The organism is Nocardia gamkensis NBRC 108242, from assembly GCF_001612985.1.
GTDB classification, from domain to species: domain Bacteria; phylum Actinomycetota; class Actinomycetes; order Mycobacteriales; family Mycobacteriaceae; genus Nocardia; species Nocardia gamkensis.
The window spans coordinates 107,766-128,392 of record NZ_BDBM01000010.1; the positions used below are offsets into that span (position 1 = coordinate 107,766).

General features: G+C 67.7%; 19 protein-coding genes and 1 pseudogene. 12 read left to right on the forward strand and 8 right to left on the reverse strand.

The window, feature by feature from the left end; all coding sequences use genetic code 11:
* Nucleotides 1-14: 14 nt before the first annotated feature.
* The gene (locus NG1_RS11530) at nt 15-1,241 is read right to left on the reverse strand and encodes a CoA transferase (RefSeq protein ID WP_062970040.1); all 1,227 of its coding nucleotides are present in this window, start codon (nt 1,239-1,241) and stop codon (nt 15-17) included.
* A gap of 108 nt (nt 1,242-1,349) precedes the next feature.
* On the opposite strand from NG1_RS11530, the gene NG1_RS11535 reads away from it, so the two are divergent.
* A complete protein-coding gene (locus NG1_RS11535; RefSeq protein ID WP_245659863.1) occupies nt 1,350-2,405 on the forward strand; it encodes an enoyl-CoA hydratase/isomerase family protein in 1,056 nt (351 codons plus the stop codon).
* 47 nt (nt 2,406-2,452) lie between these two features.
* Here NG1_RS11535 and NG1_RS11540 read toward each other — a convergent pair whose 3' ends face one another.
* Nucleotides 2,453-3,088 (reverse strand): TetR/AcrR family transcriptional regulator, encoded by a 636-nt coding sequence (locus NG1_RS11540; RefSeq protein WP_062970041.1) that lies wholly within the window; start codon nt 3,086-3,088, stop codon nt 2,453-2,455.
* A 260-nt stretch (nt 3,089-3,348) separates the two neighbouring features.
* On the opposite strand from NG1_RS11540, the pseudogene NG1_RS11545 reads away from it, so the two are divergent.
* The 11 genes and pseudogenes from NG1_RS11545 to NG1_RS11595 all read left to right on the forward strand — a co-directional run.
* Nucleotides 3,349-4,140: pseudogene (locus tag NG1_RS11545) on the forward strand (SDR family NAD(P)-dependent oxidoreductase); the annotation flags it as partial.
* 783 nt (nt 4,141-4,923) lie between these two features.
* Nucleotides 4,924-5,751, forward strand: a complete 828-nt coding sequence (locus NG1_RS11550) for an MlaE family ABC transporter permease (RefSeq protein ID WP_062970113.1) — start codon at nt 4,924-4,926, stop codon at nt 5,749-5,751.
* A complete protein-coding gene (locus tag NG1_RS11555; protein WP_062970042.1) occupies nt 5,751-6,605 on the forward strand; it encodes an ABC transporter permease in 855 nt (284 codons plus the stop codon). The genes NG1_RS11550 and NG1_RS11555 overlap by 1 nt, the downstream gene beginning before the upstream one ends.
* Before the next feature lies 1 nt (nt 6,606).
* The gene (locus NG1_RS11560) at nt 6,607-7,872 is read left to right on the forward strand and encodes an MlaD family protein (RefSeq protein WP_062970043.1); all 1,266 of its coding nucleotides are present in this window, start codon (nt 6,607-6,609) and stop codon (nt 7,870-7,872) included.
* The gene (locus NG1_RS11565) at nt 7,869-8,906 is read left to right on the forward strand and encodes an MlaD family protein (protein ID WP_062970044.1); all 1,038 of its coding nucleotides are present in this window, start codon (nt 7,869-7,871) and stop codon (nt 8,904-8,906) included. The genes NG1_RS11560 and NG1_RS11565 overlap by 4 nt, the downstream gene beginning before the upstream one ends.
* 7 nt (nt 8,907-8,913) lie before the next feature.
* Nucleotides 8,914-9,969: an MCE family protein gene (locus NG1_RS11570; protein ID WP_062970045.1), complete on the forward strand. Its 1,056-nt coding sequence runs from the start codon at nt 8,914-8,916 to the stop codon at nt 9,967-9,969.
* Nucleotides 9,966-11,072 carry an MCE family protein gene (locus NG1_RS11575; RefSeq protein ID WP_157113995.1) on the forward strand — a complete coding sequence of 369 codons (1,107 nt, stop codon included), beginning with the start codon at nt 9,966-9,968 and terminating at the stop codon, nt 11,070-11,072. The genes NG1_RS11570 and NG1_RS11575 overlap by 4 nt, the downstream gene beginning before the upstream one ends.
* 20 nt (nt 11,073-11,092) lie before the next feature.
* The gene (locus tag NG1_RS11580; RefSeq protein WP_245659864.1) at nt 11,093-12,175 is read left to right on the forward strand and encodes an MlaD family protein; all 1,083 of its coding nucleotides are present in this window, start codon (nt 11,093-11,095) and stop codon (nt 12,173-12,175) included.
* Complete coding sequence (locus tag NG1_RS11585) at nt 12,172-13,482, forward strand: MlaD family protein (protein ID WP_062970048.1); 1,311 nt, start codon at nt 12,172-12,174, stop codon at nt 13,480-13,482. Before NG1_RS11580 ends, NG1_RS11585 begins: the two co-directional genes overlap by 4 nt.
* A 43-nt stretch (nt 13,483-13,525) precedes the next feature.
* On the forward strand, nt 13,526-14,200 hold the full coding sequence (locus NG1_RS11590; protein ID WP_062970049.1) for an Rv1363c family protein: 675 nt from the start codon (nt 13,526-13,528) through the stop codon (nt 14,198-14,200).
* A gap of 147 nt (nt 14,201-14,347) precedes the next feature.
* Nucleotides 14,348-14,878, forward strand: coding sequence for a hypothetical protein (locus NG1_RS11595; protein WP_062970050.1), 531 nt, complete (start codon nt 14,348-14,350; stop codon nt 14,876-14,878).
* Between the two features lie 22 nt (nt 14,879-14,900).
* Here the strand turns inward: NG1_RS11595 and NG1_RS11600 are convergent, their stop codons facing one another.
* From NG1_RS11600 to fabG, 6 genes are read right to left on the reverse strand one after another with little or no spacing between them, the layout of a single operon-like run.
* Entirely contained in the window at nt 14,901-16,091 is a 1,191-nt protein-coding gene (locus tag NG1_RS11600; RefSeq protein WP_062970051.1) for an acyl-CoA dehydrogenase family protein, read from the reverse strand.
* Complete coding sequence (locus NG1_RS11605; protein ID WP_062970052.1) at nt 16,088-17,344, reverse strand: CoA transferase; 1,257 nt, start codon at nt 17,342-17,344, stop codon at nt 16,088-16,090. The genes NG1_RS11600 and NG1_RS11605 overlap by 4 nt, the downstream gene beginning before the upstream one ends.
* Complete coding sequence (locus NG1_RS11610) at nt 17,341-17,799, reverse strand: MaoC family dehydratase (protein ID WP_281218173.1); 459 nt, start codon at nt 17,797-17,799, stop codon at nt 17,341-17,343. Before NG1_RS11610 ends, NG1_RS11605 begins: the two co-directional genes overlap by 4 nt.
* A gap of 2 nt (nt 17,800-17,801) precedes the next feature.
* Complete coding sequence (locus tag NG1_RS11615) at nt 17,802-19,013, reverse strand: acetyl-CoA C-acetyltransferase (protein ID WP_062970115.1); 1,212 nt, start codon at nt 19,011-19,013, stop codon at nt 17,802-17,804.
* Nucleotides 19,006-19,899 carry an HTD2 family dehydratase gene (locus tag NG1_RS11620; protein ID WP_062970053.1) on the reverse strand — a complete coding sequence of 298 codons (894 nt, stop codon included), beginning with the start codon at nt 19,897-19,899 and terminating at the stop codon, nt 19,006-19,008. Before NG1_RS11620 ends, NG1_RS11615 begins: the two co-directional genes overlap by 8 nt.
* On the reverse strand, nt 19,896-20,624 hold the full coding sequence (fabG, locus tag NG1_RS11625; RefSeq protein ID WP_062970054.1) for a 3-oxoacyl-ACP reductase FabG: 729 nt from the start codon (nt 20,622-20,624) through the stop codon (nt 19,896-19,898). The genes NG1_RS11620 and fabG overlap by 4 nt, the downstream gene beginning before the upstream one ends.
* Nucleotides 20,625-20,627 lie beyond the last annotated feature (3 nt).

Consider the following 20,627-nt stretch of genomic DNA (forward strand, 5'->3'; position numbering starts at 1 on the left):
CGGGAGTACGCCGGTCACGGTGCGGGAATCCGGAGTGACTCGAGCACCCGTGCCGTGTCCGCGCCGGTGTCGGCGGCGGGTCCGGGCGGCGTCCGGGCAGTCGGCTCCGCGACCGGAACCGGCCCGTTGTCGGCGTCGATGAACCACCTTCCGCCGCGTCGCCGCGTCCGGGGGACCGGATCGGAGGTGAGGGTGGTGGCGACGACGTCGGTCATGGAGATGTCCCACAACACTCCGGACCCGTCGGCCGGTGCCGACATGGCGAGCGCGGCCGCGGTGAGGCCCGTCAGCGGATCGGCGATGGCGTCTCCGACGAAGACGGGCTCGCCCGCCGCATCGTAGGCGACCAGACCGGCGGCGGCGGCGATGTCGTCGCCGAAACCGACGCGGTTGGACTCCCGGCCCGCTGCGGTGATCGAAACCCAGACCGCTCCGCGTGCGGTCGCGGTGCCGGCGTCGAGCCCGAATCCGGCCAGTGCGCGGGGGCGGGATGCTTCGATGACGATGTCGGCGGCGTCGACGAGGGCGCGCAGGGCCCGTCGTCCGGCCGGGTCGGTGGGGTCGAGGACGACCGATTCGTGCCCGTGGTGCAACAGGGCGTAGAAGGCCGGGTTTCCGCGCCGCGCTCCGTCGGGCCGATCGGGGGTCTCGATCTTGATCACTCGCGCGCCCGCCAGACCCAGGAGGTGGGCGCACAGCGGACCTGCCCACAAGGAGCTGAAGTCGACGACGAGGAGTCCCTCGACCGGCCTCGGCGCCATCGGCGCGAAAGCGTTCGGGCGAGCCTCATGCCGCACCGGTCCCGCGGCGACGCCGAGTAGTTCCGCGCGTTCGGCGAGCTCGGCGCCGGGGTGATTACGCACCCAGTCGGCGACCGGGGGCCAGGGGTCCTCGGCGTTGATCGTCGCGCCGATGAGCGCGCCGAGCAGCAGGGGGTCGTCGGGGCGGGCGCAGGAGATCGCGGCCCATCCGTCGGCGGTGGGCAGCAAGCGGCATCGGCCGCCCGCCGACACGGTTCCGCGGCGGTGCAGGTTGTTGAGTGCCGCGCGCTCGGCCAGCAGACGCGCGCCGTCGACGGTGATCGCGGGCGCGACGGTGGCGATCCAGGACGTCAATTCGCGGGCGCGGCCGGCCGCCCGTCCCGGCGGCACGAGGAGCGGTCCGTCCGGGTGGCCGGTTACCGCGACCACGCCGCTCTCGGCCCAGTCCACCGCAGGCGGATCGGACGCCGACAGGGTCATAGGGTGCACCGGTCGATCCTAGGACCGCGGGCAGTTCCGGCACATATCACGACTGCGCGGTGGGAAGATCCGGCGCGGATCGCATGGACGGCGTGTCAGTATTGCGCGGTGAGCCGCGATGTGACCGATCTGGACATGGATGCTCTGGAGCTGGCTATCAGCCCGGACGGTACACCGGCGAACCCGGTACTGGTCGTGGCGCTCGACGCGTGGGCCGGGGAGCCGCACGACCGGATCGAGCGGGCAGCCCGATCGCTGGCCGGTTCGCTGCGGCTGACGATCGGGACCCTGCGTCATCCGGCGCCTCCGAGTCTGGCGCCGCTGTTGCGCGCGGTCACGCTGACTCTGGCCGAGACCGCCCACCCGGCGACGACGATTGTCGACTGCCCCGATCCGGATGCCGCACTGAAGCATCTGGAGGAGGCGGTGCGACGGAACCCCCGCGCGAGTGTGGCACTAGGCCGTCTGTTGCGGCAGACGACGGTGCCCGACACGTTTGCGGGGCTGGGTGCGGAGGCCTCGGTCTACTCGATGCTGCTCGCGGGCAGCGAGTTCCGGCGGTGGCTCGCCGCGCGGGGCGGCCCGAAGCCGATCAACTTTCCGGACCGCCCGCTGGTGCGCCTGGACCGCGACGGCGAGCTGCTGTCGGTGGTGCTCGACCATCCGGAGCGCCGCAACGCGCTGAGTTTCCGCCTCCGCGAAGAACTTCTGGAGGCCCTCCGGCTCGCCGAACTGGATCCTGGTATCGGCCGGGTGCTGCTGCGCGGCTCCGGGCCGGTGTTCTGTAGCGGTGGCGATCTCGACGAGTTCGGAACCGCCCACGACGTGGTGGCCGCGTATCTGGTGCGTCTGGAACGCGCGCCGTGGCGGATCATCGACCGGCTTCGCGACCGGGTCTCGGCGCATGTTCAAGGTGCGTGCATCGGCGCGGGCATCGAGATGGCCGCCTTCGCCGGGCGGCTGGTCGCCACACCGGAGACCTTCTTCCGACTACCCGAGATCGAAATGGGGCTGGTGCCCGGAGCTGGAGGTACGGTCAGCATCCCGCGCCGCATCGGGCGCTGGCGCGCGGCGTGGATGATGCTGACCGGCGACCGCATCGACACCGCTACCGCGCTGCGCTGGAACCTGATCGACGCCGTGGAGGGCAGCGCCATCTGCTAGGTCCGTGCCGCGGCTTGCGCCCTTCCGGGCGATGTGAAGGCGTGATCTCAGGTGCCCGGCGTGCGGTGCGGGGCTCGTGCCGCCAGAAAATCATCGACGAATTGCGTGCACGCCGCGCGATCGACCGATCCGATGCCGGCGAGGAAGACGAAGACGACGGGCCCGAGCAGCCGCGACATCACCGATAACCCGCCCTCGGCGCCGATCCAGGAAGATTCGGTCGCCGGGGTGTCGTCGTTGCCGAGCAGTGCGTCGAAGGGGGCGACGCAGTTCTCGATGAACCGCCGGCGAAGGGGCTCGCGCATCGCGTGCGAAGCGGTGTCGGTGTCATCGGCCAGCCAGGCGAGGGTGGTGAGGTAAGTGGGTGTATCCCGGATCGCGGCGGCGTACTGGATCAGCAGTTCGATGAGCCGATCCCGGAGTGTGCCCTCGACGGGCGGGATCGGTGGGGCGGGCAGCATTCGTTCGAGGGCGGCCGTACGGAGCCGGTCCATGTCATGGAAGTGCCGATACAGGGTGGTGCGGGCAACAGCCGACTCGCGCGTGACCGCCTCTACGGTGACCGCGCTCATGCCACCGGATCGCATCAACGCCTCGGCGGCATCGAGCAGGCGTGCACGGGAACGCTCTGTGCGCGGATCGACCTCGTGTGCTCCGGTGCGCGTATGGACGTCGGACGACATCGGCACCCCTTCTTCGGAGAAAATGTGTGGTCTGCCCGCTGACCGTCGCGGCGCCGAGCGATCGATCGGTGCGATGGAGTCGCGGGATCACTGTGTCGAAGTCATATCAGGACTCCGGATATCAACTGCCAGGGGCTATCCCGTGCGCGTTGCCGAATGGATTACAGTATACCGAACCGGTTCGGTGTGGGCGCGGCCGTGGACTGCTCGGCCCAGCCTTCTTGCAAACCAGCGGATCTCTGAGGTGAGGCGGGTGCGGTATGGATTTGGGATTGCGTGATGCGGCGACGGTGGTCGTCGGCGGAAGCCGCGGTATGGGCCTGGCCACGGCGCGTTGCCTGGCGGAGGAGGGAGCCCGGGTCGCTGTGGTCGGGCGGTCGCTCGACGACGTCGAGCGCGCGGCCGAGGATCTGGCCGGTCGCGGTAGTCCGGATGCGGTCGGTCTGGCGGCCGATGTGCGCGAACCCGCCGAAGTGGAGTCCGTGTTCGCGCGACTGGAGCGGCGATGGGGCGGTGAACTCAACGCGCTGATCAATACCGTCGGACCGAACGTCCAGGGCACAGCCGAGGAACTGTCCGACGAGCAGTGGCGCGAGGCGGTCGACCACGGGGTGCTCTCGATCGTGCGCTGCGTCAATGCCGCGCTGCCATTGCTCCGCAGCGCCGCGTGGGGACGGATCGTAAACTTCTCCGCGCATTCGACCCAGCGCCAGGCCGTGAATCTGGTCGCGTACACGGCGGCGAAGGCTATGGTCACGAGTGTGTCGAAGAATCTGTCGTTGCTGCTGGCCCGCGAGGAGATTCTGGTCAACGTGGTGTCTCCCGGTACCTTCGTCACCCCGGGCCTCACCGACTGGGCACGCTCGGTCGGTATCGACAGCGACGATCCCTACCGCCTCATGGAGGTCATCGGAACGCATTACGGGCATCCCGCGCAGATGCCCAGGGCCGGACTACCCGAGGAGATCGGCCCGGTCGCGGCGTTCCTCGCGTCCCGGCGCAATTCCTATATGACCGGCGCCAATGTGAATGTCGACGGCGGCTCCGACTTCGTCCGAGTCGTCCCGGTGCGGTCGCCCGAACTCGGGACGACAACTGTAATACATACTGTAGACTTGCTCGAGATCTGATCGGTGGTGCCGGGAGGCAGTGGAAGCGTCACCACCGGGTCGGACGGTCGGCTCGGCGGGCATGCGTCGGGGAGTGACGACGAATGGCCGTCCGGCGGTCGATTGAGAAGGTAGGTCGTAGTGTGACAGCCAGCGAAGATGCGGTGACGCCCGGATGCCCGCGGCGGCGCGCACGCGTCTGGAATCCCGCGCCGCCGCCCCGGGCGGTGGCGATCGCAGGGACGACGCCGCGGCGTATCGGCGAAGCTGCTGTACCGATGGCGGTTTCGAACCGTCCGATGCCCGCGCGGTCGAGGCATCCGGCCCGGCCCGGCGGGGGCGGTCGGGCGAAAGTAATCAGGGGTCGCGTTTTTTCGGGCCTGCGTGGCGGCGTGCCGGCGAATGGGGGATCACCCGCCTGACCGGGCAGCTGAATAGAAATGAACTCCATACCGTTTACTCGAGCAACGGCGAATAATCGCCGAGCGGTGTGACAAAAACTCGTCCGATCGAAGACGAGTATTTTGTCGTGCTACGAAGAAGAGCGCACGAGCCGAATGCCGGGAAATTCTTCGAATTCTATTGACTCGACCTCTCGGCGCCACGCACACTTTGGATCGGAAACAGTGTTACTCGAATGGAGACGCGTAATCGATGGTCAACGGTTTCGGTCCGGCGGCCGGCAAACGTCGTGAACGCCGAGCGGTGAGCCCGGGGCAATCTGCCATGCCGGCGACCCGGGAAGTCGCGGTATGGTTTCGCGGCTATCTGGGACGGCATCCCGGCGTGGCTCTCGATACCGTGGGCGGACAGTTCGTGCTCGGCGTGCGTACGGTCCAATTCCTGCTGATCGACCTCGTGTCCGGGCGGCTGGCTTTCCGGGAAACCCTGGCGCAGGGGGCGTTCATGGCGTCGGCGGCCGTGTTGCCGACGATCTTCGTCGCACTGCCGATCGGCGTCACGCTGTCCATTCAGTTCGGGCTGCTGGCCGGGCAGGTCGGCGCCACCTCGCTGGCGGGTGCGGCCAGCGGTCTGGCCGTGATCAGGCAGGGAGCTCCGATGGTCGCGGCCCTGCTGATGGCATCGGCGGTCGGCTCCGCCATCTGTGCCGACCTGGGCTCCCGCAAGATTCGCGAAGAGTTGGACGCCATGGAGATCATGGGGGTTTCGGTGATCCGGCGCCTGGTGGTTCCCCGATTCGCCGCGGCGATCGTGATCGGTGTGTCGCTGACCGGGGTGGTGTGCTTCGTCGGATTCATCGCGGGCTACGCCTTCAACGTCTTCGCTCAGGGTGGTGCGCCAGGCAGTTTCGTCGCCACCTTCGCCTCCTTCGCCACGGTCGGGGATATGGTTCTGACCCTGATCAAGGCCGTCGTCTACGGTGCGATCGTCGCGGTGGTGGCCTGCCACAAGGGGTTGACGACCAAAGGCGGTCCCGCAGGTGTGGCGAACTCCGTCAATTCGACGGTTGTTTCCTCGATCCTGCTGCTGATGATCGTCAACGTCTTGTTCACGCAGCTTTTCATGATGCTCTTCCCGAGGCAGGGTTTGTAATGGCGGCAACGTATCACCCGTTCGGAACGAGGACGGTGATCCGGTATTCGAAGCCGATCGGTGTCGCATTCATGCGGCTCGGGCATATGTTCACCTTCTTCGTGCGGGCGATCGTGTCGATTCCGGTGATGCTCCGTCACTACCGAACGGAATTCATGCGAACATTGTCCGATATCGCATGGGGAAATGGCTCGATCGTGGTCGGCGGAGGTACGGCGGGCGTCATCATCGTGCTCGGCGCGGCCGGTGGTGCGATAGTCGGGCTGGAGGGTTACAACGCCCTGCATCTGCTCGGAATGGAACCCGCGATCGGGCTGGTGGCCTCTACCGCTTCGACCCGCGAACTGGCCCCCATCATGGCGTCGCTGGCATTCGCGGCGCAGGCGGGATGTCGCTTCACCGCGCAACTCGGCGCGATGGGCATCGCGGAGGAGATCGACGCCATGGAGTCGATGGCGATCCGATCCATTCCCTATCTGGTCAGCACCAGGCTACTGGCCTCCGTGGTCGCGATCGTACCGCTGTACCTGGTCTGTCTCGCGGTCAACTACTTGGCCGTCGAATTCATCGTCGGTGCGTCGGGCGGCTTGTCGGTCGGCACCTATCACCACTATTTCCAGCTCGTCCTCAACGGCCCGGACATAGTCTATTCGCTGGTCAAGGCGATCTTTTTCGTAGTGCTGACCACCACCATCCAGTGCTACTACGGGTTCTACGCCGCCGGTGGACCACAGGGTGTCGGCATCGCGGCGGGGCGCGCCATGCGCGCGGCCATCTCGGTGATGATCGTCGTCAATCTGCTGCTGACCGTTGCTTTCTGGGGCATCGGCGCGAGCGCACGGCTGGGAGGGTGAGATGTCGGTGTTGTTCGACAAAGACGGTCGCGGACCCTCCATATTCGCCCTGTTGCTGCGCGGCGTGCTGCTCTTCGCGCTCATCGCGGGTGGGGTCGTGGTGGTCCTGATGAAGTCGACCGGAGCCTTCGATTCGAAAGCGGAGGTCGTGGCCATGCTCGAGCAAGTGGGCGACGGGCTGCCACCCGAATCGGACGTGAAGTTCCGCGGTGTCCTCGTGGGGACGGTCACGGAGGTCACTCCGTCGACCAACGGCGGGCGCAGCCGGGTCCGGCTACAACTCGACCCACGTTTCCTGAGCGGTATTCCGGAGTCGGTGACCGCGCGGGTGGTTCCGAGCAATATCTTCGCGGTGTCCTCGGTGCAGTTGGTCGACAACGGTCCGGCACGGTCGTTGCGGGCCGGTGCGGAGATCCAACAGGACACCAGCCTGTCGACCGTGCAGTTGCAGACCGCGCTGACCAAGTTGCGGGACATCGTCGCGGCCACGGCAAGAATCGGTACCAGCGGAACGGTGGGGGTGCTGGCCGCAGTCGCCAAGGCCACCGACCGGCGCGGGGCCGACATCGTCGAGGCGGGCGCCCAGCTCGAACACATCACCAAGGAGCTGTCCGCGCAGATCGCGCCGCCGGGGCAGCCGTCGACGATATCCGCGCTGACCGAATCGGTGCGGGGCCTGGCGGGCGCGGCACCGGATCTCCTCGATGTCCTGCACCATGCCGTCGTGCCCATGCGCACGGTGGTGGAGAAGGACGCCGAGCTGCGCGACCTGCTCGCGGCGGGCACCGGCACGTTGTCCACCGTCGGCGGCGGACTGGACAGACATGTCGACGAGGTGGTCACCGTGACCGACCAGTTGACCCCGGTACTGGACGTATTCGCGGCGGGCAGCTCGAGTTTCGGGCCCATCGTGGGGCGCATCAAGAACTTGTCCGATGTGTGGTTCGCCGAATTCTGGAACGAGAAGACCCTGAGCGGAACCGGCAAATTCCAGATCAGGTTCACCCCCGACACCCCCTACGTTCGCGCCGACTGCCCTCGCTACGGCAGCCTCGAGGGTCCGAGCTGCAAGACCGCGCCGGTGGCGGCTTCGGTGCCGCCGTTGCCCGCGTCGCTCGACCCACGCTCGGTACCCGAACCCGTGCTGGCGCCGGAGCTGCAAGACCTTATCGGCAGGGTGCTCGGCGGCGACGCCAACGCTGCCGAACAAGTTCTGGCCCACCTACTCACCACAGGAATTCCGGCAACAGGAGGTGTCCCGCGATGAAATTTCGTCGCTCGGTGGCCGGGCTCAGCGCCTTCCTCGTCGTCGCGGTCGCGTTCATCTGGATGACCTTCGTGACGTTGCACCGCGGCATCGACGGCTCGACCACGTCATATTCCGCGATGTTCACCGATGTGACCGGGCTGCGGGTCGGCGACGACGTGCGGATGGCCGGGGTGCGCGTCGGCCGCGTCGACACCGTCGAACTCGACGGCACCCGCGCCAGGGTGCGCTTCCGCGTCCAGGACACCCAGCGGCTCTACGGGGACACGAAGGCCGCGATCACTTATCAGAACGTCATCGGCCAGCGCTACCTGGGACTGTCCCGCGGCGACGCCGGGCAGCCCACCGAACTGCCGGGCGGCGCCGAGATTCCCGTGGAGCGCACCGAGCCGTCGTTCGATCTCTCCGCGCTGCTGAACGGATTCGAACCGCTCTTCGGTGGACTCGATCCGCATCAGGTCGACAACGTGACGGCCGCGCTCGTGAAAGCTCTGCAAGGCGACGCGGGTTCGCTGACGATGCTCATCGAGCAGATGTCCACCCTGGCGCAGTCGCTGGCAGGCCCGGACCAGGTGCTGGGCGCGGTTATCACGAATCTGAATCAGGTCGTACAGAACCTGGCGGTCCGGCGCGGTGAACTCGGCACCCTGCTGAGCCGGACCAGGTCCATCATCGACGGGCTGGCCCGGCATCGCGAGGAGTTGCTGACGACGCTGACCGACGTGTCGGGCGTGGCGGACCGGATGGCGACGGTCGTGACCGAGGACCGGTCGGCGCTGGAGCGGCTGATGAACAGGGAACCGGGATTCACGCGGCATTTCGAAGCGAACAAGGACCAGTTCGCCTATCTGGGTTTCAACCTCCCCGCCCTGCTGAAAGGTATGGCCCGGGCCGGCCAGGAAGGCGCGAATCTGAACGTCTACCTCTGCAATCTCGGTTTCACGGCGATCCCGGCTCTGTCGGATCTGATACCGGCGATCGTCAGGATGGCCTCGCCGTCGGGAACCGTTCAGCAATCGCCGATCTGTAGGTGAGGCAGCCATGACGACATCGACACGAATCCGACGCCTGATCTCCGCGATCCGGCGGCCGCTCGAAACGCAGAACTCGCGCGTCCTGGGAGTCATCGCGCTCACCGCGCTGATCGGGGTTCTCGCCGCCGCCGTGGGAGTCAACTCCCTCGGCATCGGCGAGCGAACCTACCAAGCCGAATTCGCCCAAGCGGCGGGCCTGCGCGTCGGTGACGGCGTCACCGTCGCCGGTGTCCAGATCGGTTCGGTCATCGATCAGGAGCTGGTCGGCGACCGGGTCGTGGTCACGATGCGGATCGCCGACGATGTGCCGCTCGGCACCGAGACCACGGCGGCGATCAAACTGACCACCTTGCTCGGCGCTCGCTACGTCGAAGTGCGGCCCGCGGGCAGCGGGCGGCTCCCTGACCGGCGAATCCCGCTGTCGCATACCGTCGTCCCCTACGATCTCCAGCAGGCGTTGGAGAACGCCACCACGACCTTCGAGCAGGTCGACGCCGCGCAGCTCGGCCGCTCCCTCGACGCGCTGGCCACCCAGCTCGACGGGGTCCCGGCCGTACTGCCGGGCGTGCTGACCAATGTCAGGGCGCTGGCGAGCATTCTCGGCAGCCGCCGCGACGAACTCGGTTCGCTGTTGGCCGGAGTTCGTCAACTGACCTCGATGGTCACCGGTCAGGAGTCCGACGTCGCCGCCATCGTCACCGTCGGACGAGATCTGTTGAGCGACATCGCCGCGCGCAGGCAGGCGATCGAGATGCTGATGTCGGCGACCACGCGACTGGTCGACCAGGTTCGCGGCATCGTGGTCGACGATCGGACGAAGCTCGATGACCTGCTGAATGGGCTCAACGGCTTGCTCGGCAGTCTCGCCCGGCACGACGATCTGCTGCGCAACACCTTGGAGATCCTGCCCGTCGCGGTCCGCAACCTCACCAACGCGTCGGGCAACGGCAACTCCGTGGACTTCAACTCTCCCGGCGGTGTGCTGGTGGACTCGTGGATGTGCGCATTGAGCGGACGCGCCGAACTGGCGAAACTGCCGCAATACTTCGGAGATTGCCGATGAGAACAGTGTTCAGGGTCGTGCGCGCGCTGGCGGTGCTGGCGGTCTGCGCGGTCGTCGGCTGCGCGAGCGGTCCGTTGAATCGTGGTCCGGACGACATCACGGTGGTGGCCCAGTTCGACAGTGCCGCGGGTTTGTACGTCGGCAACGCCGTCGCCGTCCTCGGGATGCCGGTCGGCAAGGTGACCGAGATCGCCGCGAAGGGCGCGTACGTCGAGGTGACCATGCGTGTCGACGGCAACGCGAAGATTCCCGCGAACGCCACCGCGGTGACAGTGTCCACCTCGGTGCTGACCGACCGGCATGTGGAGTTCACGCCCGGGTACCGGGGCGGAGACGCCCTGCGGGACGGCGCCAGGCTCGGGATGGACCGCACGAGGACACCGGTCGGCGTGGACCGGCTGATCGCGACGGCCGACCGGATGTCCGGCGACCTTCAGGGACAACAGCCCGGCGACGGGCCGATCGCACGACTGCTCGCCGTCGCGGCCTCGGCCACCGGCGGCAACGGAGAACAATTGCGCGCCACCATGGACGAGTTGTCGCGAGCGCTTCGCCTCGGCGACGACGCGGGAGCCGGGACGCGGGACGCGGTGACCCAGATCGTGAACGAATTGTCGGCGCTGGTCGCCGCCGCCGCTCGCGGTGATCAGGTCATCCGCGAATTCGGGGCTGCCTCAGGGCAACTCGGGGACATGCTGGCGCAGCTGGATATCGGCTCCGGATCCACCGGCGCGCAGATCAACGCCGTCATGCACCAGGCCGACGACCTGCTGACCGCCAACCGGGAGGCACTGCGATCCGCGGCCTCCGATACCGGCACCGTCATGAAGGCGCTCGCGGACTACCGCGACCAGCTGGCCGAATTCCTCGACCTGACGCCGATGTTGCTGGACAACGGCTACAACGTGGTCGATCAGCAGGCGGGCGGTGCGCGGATCCACGCGCTGCTGGACCGGGTCGCCTTCGACGGTCAGATGGTCAAGGAAGTCTGCAATATCCTCGGTCTCCGGCAATTGGGTTGCAGCACGGGCACATTGCAGGACTTCGGGCCGGATTTCGGTATCACCGACATGTTGGAAGCGATGAGTAGGTTGCCTCGATGAGAACCAGGTATTCCGTGCTGATGACCGCAACATTGACGGCCGTACTGGCGACGACGTCGGGATGCGCCGTCGGGCTCGGTGATCTGCCGCTGTCCGGGCCGGGAGCGGGCGGGTCCGGTTACACGATCAAGGCGACTTTCGCCAATGCGCTGAATCTTCCCGCGAAGGCGAAGGTGCGCTTGGCGGGCGCTGATGTCGGCGAGGTGGCGGACATGACCGTCGCCGATTACACGGCCCTGGTGTCGCTGCGTATTCGCGAGGAGGTCGCCCTTCCGGTGGGCACCCGGGCGCAGTTGCGCTCCGCCACACCGCTCGGCGACGTCTACGTGGCACTCGACGCACCGCCGGATGCCTCGTCCGCGACCGCGTCCATGCACGACGGCGACACCATTCCCGTCCAGGCGACGTCGGCGGCAGCGACTGTCGAGGAACTGCTGACCACGGCGTCCCTGCTGGTCAACGGTGGCGCGATCCGTAATCTCACCAGTGTCGTCAACGGCCTGGGGCGGTCGGTCGGCGATCGCGGGGACCATGTCGGGGCGCTGCTGGACCAGTCGACCGAGTTGGTCACCGCATTGGCCGCCCGCTCCGAGGACATCCGCGTCGCACTCGCCGAAACCGACAAACTGGTCAGTGAACTGGCGGACCAACGCGGCGTGATCGACGAATTCGTCAGTGTCGCCGGTCCGGCGATGGCGACCATCGACGGCAATGCGCAGCAGGCGCTGGCACTCGTGCGGCAGGTGGACGACATCAGCGCCCAGCTGGCGAAGTTCCCGGTCCTGCGCGGTGGCGAGATCGGCGGACTCATCGCGAACCTCGACCGGATCTCCGCGGGGCTCAACGATGCCATCTTGAATCCGAACGCGAGTCTCGCCGCGATGAACGCCCTGCTTCCCTCGGTCATCAGACTCACGAGCGGCACGTCCGCGCACGGCAACGTCGACCTGGAGGACTTCGCGGTGGGAGCCCTGCCCGATCCGAACCACGAGGCCGATCCCGGCAGCCGGATACCCGATGCGAGTGATTGGCAGGCATTGGTCGGCTCGCTCACCTACACCTTGCTCACGCTGCGCGAGCGCGTTCTGGGACCGGGACGATGAGCGCGGGCCGGGGAGGCTTCGCCGCATTCGTGGCCACGGCCGCGGACGCGCCGGCACGGTTGCTGGTCGGCGCGGTGCGCGGTGGGCGGCCATATCGGCTCGCGCTGTCGGCTGTCGCGCTGGCGGTCACCGCGGTGATCGGAGCGACCTATCTGGTCTTCGGGGCGCTCGGCGTCGATCCGACCGCGGCGACCATCACCGTGCGGGTGCATCTCGCCCGGTCCGGCGGGCTGCTGCCCGGCCAGGACGTGACGTTGCGCGGAGTTCCGATCGGCGAGGTCAGGTCGATCGACCTGGAACCGGGCGGCGTGATAGCGGTCGCGAGCATCGATGCGGATGTGCGGGTGCCCGACGACGGCACGGTCGACGTGACCAGCCTGTCGACGGCCGGGGAGCAGTTCCTCGATTTCCGGCCCACCCGTTCGGCCGGGCCGTACCTTTCCGACGGCGCGGAGATCGCTACCGATCGAACCTCGACCCCGACGCCGCTGTGGCAGATGCTCGGCACCTTCGATTCGACCCTGGCGCAGATCGATCCCGCCCGGCTCGCCTCGGTAGTCGACGAACTCGGCGTGGGGCCGGAAGGGCCGCGGAAATTGAAGGACATCCTCGACGGCGGGATCTTCTTGGTCGCCACGCTGGATTCCGTGCTCCCACAGACGGTCGGACTGGTGCGCGACAGCAAGACGGTGCTGACGACCCTCGGTGCCGGCTCGCCGGGTCTGACTCGCTTCGCGGCCGACGCCGCGAAGGTTATGCGCGGCGTCGAGGCGAAGACCGGAGGTTTCGCCGACCTCCTCGGCGCGGCGCCGGGGACGCTGGCGGCGTTGGACGCGGTGCTGGCGGACAACTCCGCGGCGGCCGTGGCGATGTTGACGAACCTCTCGACCGTCGCGCAGGTGACGAACACGCGTGTTCCGGCCATGCAGGAGTTCTTCTTCCCGACCCAGCGAGCCGGGTCGACGCTCGACGCGTTGGCGATGGTGATCCACGACGGCGGCCTCTGGGGGCTGGTCAGCCTGTACCCGAGATACACCTGCGTCTACGACTTGCCGCGCAAGCCGCCGTCGCTGGCCGACTACTCCGAACCCTACCTCTACACCTACTGCCCCGACGACGACCCATCGGTCCTGGTCAGAGGCGCGCACAACGCGCCTCGCCCACCGGGGGAGCGAATTCCCGGCCCACCGCCGCCGGGCGAACCCGCCGATCGGACTGCGACACCCACACCGACCGGCCCGTTCTCGCTGCCGTTGCCGTTGCCGCTGGTCGGCTCCGGGCAGACGGTGCCCGCTCCACCCAGGTGAACAGCCCTGCCAGCCCTATTTCCGTTGACCCGAGGAACCCGTGATGAATGAGAAGACCGACACCGCGACCACCGACGAGCACGTCTCCGACACCGACCGGCCCGTATCGACGGAGAAGGAGTCGGCCGAGGCCGCCGACCAGGCGGTGAACACGCCCGCCGGCGATACGCCGGACGCGCCGGCCGAGCCCGAATTCGTGATGCCGTCCAAGTGGGCGATCCGCCGCATGGTTCTCGCGCTCATCTGGCGCAAGATTCGCATCCCACTGCTCATCCTGGTGGCCGTGGTGGCCGTGGTGCTCGCGGTGATCTTCGGGTGGCAATTGAAGCAGAAGAACGACACCGACGACGCGGCGGCCGCCGGACTCGCGGCGGCCCGTGCCTACGCCGTGACGTTGACCAGCGTGGATTCCGGAAACCTCGACCGCGACTTCACCGCGGTACTCGACGGTTCCACCGGGGAGTTCAAGGACATGTATACGCGTTCCAGCGGACAGCTGCGTCAGTTGCTGCTGGACAACAAGGCGACCGGCAAGGGGACGGTGCTCGACGCGGCGGTGAAGTCGGCGACCCCGACGAAGGTGGAAGTGCTGCTGTTCATCGACCAGACGGTGAGCAACTCGGCATCGGCCGATCCGCGGGTGGACCGCAGCCGGGTCATGATGACCATGGAGCGGGTCGACGATCGCTGGCTGGCCAGTCGAGTGTCCATCCCCTGACCTGCTGTTCACGCCTTCGTCGCGGGGGAGCGGCACGGCGCAATCGTGAACCCGCACGCCGGCCGCGTTCGAGCGGTCGGTGCACCATCCGCCGGATCGGTGGCAGTATGAACGCGTGCCCTCGGCGATCGTGGAAGGCGGGTACGTGTGGAGAAGGTCCTGACCGAGTTCCGGCAGCGAACGGCCGCCCGTTCGTACGACGAGGACCGGGATCCGGTCCCCCCGGATGCCGCCGGTTCCCGCGGCGACGACGTCGAACCTTGCTGCCGGGTTTTCTCCTCCTCCGAGGAGGTGCGCGATTCGGATCTGGCCGAACTCGGGCCGACCCACCCCATTTCCGCGGACCTGGTCGGCCGGACCGTCGCGGGTCTGGCCATCGTGTCGCAACTGCTGCGTAACGAGGCGCCGGTCAAAGGCGGCAGGGATTCGCTCTGTGACCCCGAAGTGCCGACGCAGCTGATCGTGGAGTGGGGGATATCGCTGGCCTGGGCAGACAATCCCGCGGTGACCTACGCCGACGAGGCGCTCATCGACAACACCCTCCGGACTCTCGCCAGTGGCGCGTCCAGCATCGGCATCGGCAGTGAACGCGTGTACCAAGGCGATCTCGTCCAACTGCACCACACCCTCATCGACACCATCGCCGCACTCCGGGCGCCGCTGTGGCGGCACCCCTGAGCGGCCGCCACAGCCGGGTGGATCACAGTCGATAGTCGCGCAGGACGCCGTTGGCGACGATGCGCTTCTGGATCTCGCTGGTCCCTTCTCCGATGAGCATGAACGGCGCCTCGCGCATCAGGCGTTCGATCTCGTATTCGGTGGAGTACCCGTAGCCGCCGTGGATGCGGAAACTGGCCTGGGTGACCTCGTTGCAGAATTCGCTGGCCAGATACTTCGCCATACCCGCTGCGACGTCGTTACGCTGGCCGGAGTCCTTGAGACGGGCCGCGTTGACCATCATGAGATGGGCCGCCTCGACCTTGGTGGCCATCTCGGCCAGCGAGAACCCGATGGCCTGGTGCTCGACGATGGGTTTGCCGAAGGCTCTGCGCTGCTGCGCGTAGCGCGCGCCGAGCTCGAAAGCGCGAAGGGCGATTCCGCAAGCCCGTGCCGCGACGTTGACTCTGCCGACCTCGATACCGTCCATCATCTGCTTGAAACCCTGCCCCGGTGCGCCGCCGAGGACGGCGTCGGCCGCGACGACATGGTTGTCGAGCAGCATCTCGGTGGTGTCGATGCCCTTGTAGCCCATTTTGTGGATCTTGCCGGGAATGGTCAGTCCGGGTGCGACCTCGCCGAAACCCGCGGGCTTCTCGAGCAGGAAAGCGGTGAGGTTGTCGTGCGGACGTTCGTGGCCTTCGTCGGTACGCACCAGCACGGCGACCAAGGTTGCCGTCGAGCCGTTGGTCAGCCACATCTTCCGGCCGTTGAGCGTGTATGTGCCCGACTCGTCGCGGACCGCCTTGGTGCGGATGGCGGCCACATCCGAGCCGAGTTCGGGCTCGGACATCGAGAACGCCCCGCGCACCTCGCCGGTGGCCATGCGTGGCAGGAAATATCGCTTCTGTTCCGGGGTGCCGTGCTGGGCGAGCAGGTAGGCCACGATGAAATGGGTGTTGATGACACCGGAGACGCTCATCCAGCCGCGCGCCAGCTCCTCGACGCAGAGGGCATAGGTCAGCAGGGATTCCCCGAGGCCGCCGTACTCCTCGGAGATCATGAGCCCGAACAGGCCCATTTCCGCCATGCGATCGACGATCGCCTGCGGATAGGCGTCGGCGTGTTCGAGCTCCTGCGCGGCGGGAATGATCTCCTTGTTCACGAAGCCGCGCACGGCAGTGAGGATTTCGGTCTGCGCCTCGGTGAGGCCGTGGGTTTGTCCGAGTTTCATCGGGAGGTCCGTTCGGTGGAGTCGGTGGCGACGATTCCCGCGACCCGCAAGCCGGTGACGGCTTCATCGGTCATGGCCAACTCGTCACGCAGGATGGCTTCGGTGTGCTCGCCGAGCCGCGGCGCGGTCCGGGCGGGAATATGACTGCCGTTCACCACGATCGGTGCGCCGGGAGCAAGATGGTCCCCGAGTTCGGGCTGCGTCAGCATCGTGAACATCGGGTTCTCGGTGACCCGGGTGTCCGTGGTGAGTTCGGCGAACGTGCGGTAGCGGTCCCACAGCACGGAAGTCGAGCCGAGCGCGTCGGTGATGTCGGCGGCGGAGTGCTCGCGGAACCAGGTGGTGAACAGTCCGGTGAGCACATCGCGATGCCGGTACCGGGCGCCCTCGTCGGCGAAGTCCGTTCCCAGCGCCTCGGCCAGTGCCGCGACCGCGGCGGTCGTGCCGGTGATCCGCGCCAGATCGCGGAAATGTCTTCCGGTCAACGTGACGACCATGAAGGACACGCCGTCCGCGCTGGTGAAGTGCTGGCCGTATTGGCCGTAGATGGCGTTGCCGATACGCGGTCGTTCCCGCCCGCACAGCGCGGCCTCGGTGAGGAATCCGAGATTGCCCGCCGTGGCCAGCGCGACATCGTCCAGGGGAACGACGATCCGGCTGCCGTTGCCGGTCGCCTCGCGGTGGCGCACCGCCGCGGTGATCGCCAGGGCGGCATAGAGCCCACAGGTCACGTCCCAGACCGGCACCACGTGGTTGATCGGTCCTTCGTATTCCGCGGGGCCGGTGACCAGGGGAAACCCGGTGGCGGCATTCACGGTGTAATCCACTGCGGTCGATCCGTCCGCGCGGCCGGGGATCTCCAGGTGGATCAGGTCCGGACGCAGCCGTACCAGGGCGTCGTAGCCATGCCAGTCCCGGCCCACCGCGTTCGTGAGCAGAATGCCGCCACCCGGCCCGCTCTCGGCGATCACCCGGGCGACGAGGTCCTGCCCGGACGGTGAGCGCAGATCGGCGACCAGCGAGCGCTTGCCCTTGTTCAACCCCGCCCAATAGATGCTCGCGCCGTGGTCGGTGAGCGGCCATCGGTGGCGGTCGGCAGCGCCGCCGATCGGGTCGATGCGGATGACCTCCGCACCGAGCTGCGCGAGGGTCATCCCGGCCAGCGGCGCCGCGACGTAACTGGAGATCTCGACGACGCGTAGCCCCGCCAGCGGCCGCGCGGCCTGCGGCACGGGTCCCGATCCGGTGGTCACAGCATCACCACGGTGAGGGTTTCGGCTACCAGCACCGGTTTGTCCTGCCCCTCGTTCTCGACGACCCAGCGGACGGTGAGCAGGCCACGCGACGTCTCCACGCGCAGGTCGACCGGGGTCGCCGACGCCCGCACCCTCGTGCCGACGCGGACGGGGGAGGGGAAGCGAACCTTGTTGCTGCCGTAGTTGACCCGGGCCGTGCCGAAATCTATGGCGTAGAGGTCGCGGCCGAGGAAGGGAATCATCGACAGGGTCAGGTATCCGTGCGCGATGGTCGTGCCGTAGGGTCCCTCGGCGGCACGCTCGGGATCCACGTGGATCCACTGGTCGTCACCCGTGCAGTCGGCGAAGGCGTCCACGCGGTCCTGGTCGATCGTGAACCACGGCCCAGGACCGACCGTTTCTCCCATCGCGGACGACAGATCCTCGACCGAGGTGAAGGTACGCAGGGCCATGGTCACACCACTCTCTCGAAGATGGCGGCCAAGCCCTGGCCGCCGCCGATGCACATCGTCTCCAGGCCGTATCGCACTTCGCGGCGGTGCATCTCTCTTGCGAGCGTGGCCAGCATCCGGCCGCCGGTGGCGCCGACCGGATGACCGAGGGAAATACCCGAGCCGTGGACATTGGTGCGGTCCAGATCCTTCTCGCCGAACTCCCATTCGCGCATGACCGCGAGAGCCTGCGCGGCGAACGCCTCGTTCAGTTCGATCAGATCGATATCGGCGAGCGACAGTCCCGCATGCCGGAGCGCGGCGTCGGTGGCCGGAACCGGTCCGATGCCCATGATGTCCGGCCGGACACCGGCCAGGGCCCACGACTTCAAGGAGACCAGCGGTGTGAGGCCGAGTTGTTCGGCTTTCTCGCGGGTGGTCACCAGGCACATCGACGCGGCGTCGTTCTGCCCGCTGGAATTGCCCGCGGTGACCGTCGACTCCGGATCGATCTTCATCCGAACGGGTTTCAGCGCTGCCAGCGATTCGAGGGTGGTGTCGGCACGGGGATGCTCGTCGGTGTCGACCAGCGTCTCGCCTTTGCGGGAGGAGACCGTGACCGGGATGATCTGCTCGGCGCTCGCTCCGCTGCGCGCGGCGGCGACCGCCCGTTGATGCGAGATCAGCGCCAGCCGATCCTGTTCCTCGCGCGGGATCGCGTAGGTGCGCCGCAAGTTCTCCGCGGTCTCCAGCATGCCGCCGGGTACCGGGTGGTGCTTCCCGCCCGCGGTCTCGCGCCCGCGAGCCAGTGCGTCGTGCACGCGGACGCCGCCGCGCGCGCCGCCCCAGCGCATATCGAGCGAATAGAACGCGGTGTTGGTCATGCTCTCCACGCCACCGGCGATCACGACCTCGCTCGCGCCGCTGTTGACCTGCATAACCGCTTGGATGACGGACTGCAGCCCCGATCCGCAGCGCCGGTCGACCTGCATGCCGCCGACGGTGACCGGAAGTCCGGCGTCGAGCGCGACGATCCGGCCGATCGCGGGGGCTTCGCTGTTCGGATAGCAGTGGCCGAGGATCACGTCATCGACGAGATCGGGGCTGATGCCGGTGCGCTCGAGCAGACCGCGCAGGGCGGTGACTCCCAGCTCGACAGCGGTGAGCGAGGCGAACACCCCGCCGTAGCGCCCGATGGGGGTGCGGACAGGTTCACAGATCACTGCTTCACGCATGGGCTCGGCCTCCATCAACGGTGAAATCGGCGGTCAGAGAGGAGTGTTCGACGGGCCCGGGGTTGCCGTCGCCGGAGAGGACGGCGAGCACCAGTTCGGCGTCGGGTGCGTCACGATGCCGGATGCGGGCGGGTTCGAAGCAGAACAAGGGGGACGAGTTGCGGTGGCGCAGATGTACGGGGGCTGAATCGGGGCGCTCCCACCGAATGGTCTCGGCCAGCGCCAGCGTCATCAGCGGTCCGTGTACCACCAGGCCCGGATAGCCCTCGACACCGGTCGCGTAGGGCCAGTCGTAGTGAATGCGATGGGGGTTGGCGGTGGCGGCGCTGAACCGCATCAGCACCGTGGGATCGGTGCGCAGCTCCCAATCCCATTCGCCCCGCCGCCACAGCGGCGGCCCCGGCTTTCCCAAGTCCGAAGGCCAGATGTGATCGGACGATCGAGACGCCGCCGCCTCGCGATAGATCAGGTTCTGGCGCTCCCTCACCGCGAGGGTGCCCTGCTCGGTGTAGAGCAGGATCTCGACCTCGACCACCACCAGCGGTCCCGTGCGTCCGTTCTTGTGCTCCACCGAGACGACGCGCGCCTCGCGGCGCACCGTCGACCCGACTGCCACCGTCTCGTAGAGCTGGACCTCGCCGCCGGCGAACATGCGCCGTGGCAGTTCCACCGGTGGTAGAAAGGAGCCGCGGACGGGATGCCCGTCGGGGCCGATCGCGGATGACACGGGCCAGCGGGCCAGCGCCGCCCAGTGCCACAGCGGCGGCAGTGGGTCGCCGAGGCCGACCGGTTTCGCGCCGGAGTCGAGGACCGCGCTGAGCGCGGCGACCGGCGCGGGGTCGACGTATTCGGCTGTGACGACCGTGTGGGCCTGCCAGGCGGTCACATGAACCGCCCGCCGGTCACTTCCAGCGTGGTGCCGGTCATGTACGAGGACAGGTCCGAGGCGAGGAACAGCGCGACATTCGCGACCTCCTCCGGTTCACCGGCGCGTGACATCGGGATCTCGGACATCTTCTGGTCCCAGACGTGCTCGGGCATGGCCGTGGTCATGGGGGAGCGGATCAAGCCGGGCTGGATGGCGTTGACCCGCACGCCGTATCGGGCCGTCTCCTTGGCCGCTGCCTTGGTCAGTCCGACGATCCCCGCCTTCGCGGCCGAATAATTGGTTTGCCCGGCCATGCCGACCTTGCCCGAGAGCGAGGAGATGTTGACGATGCTTCCGCGTTGTTGCTCTCGCATGATCGCCGACGCGAGGCGCGTGCCGTGCCAGGTTCCCTTCAGGTGTACCGAGATGACCTGGTCGAAATCCTCCTCGCTCATCTTGCGCATGGAGGCGTCCCGGGTGATGCCCGCGTTGTTGACCATGATGTCGGCCGAGCCGAACGCGGCGAGCGCGGTGTCGAGCAGTGCCGTGACGTCTTCGGCGCGGGTCACGTCGCAGCGGACCGCTCGCACGCCGTCGGAGCCGAGAGCCTCGTGCGCCGGATCGGGATTCAGGTCACCGACGACCACGCGTGCGCCCTCGCGCAGGAAGGTCGACGCGATCGCGAGGCCGATGCCCTGCGCCCCGCCGGTGACGACCGCGACACGGCCCTCGAGAAGTGACATGGC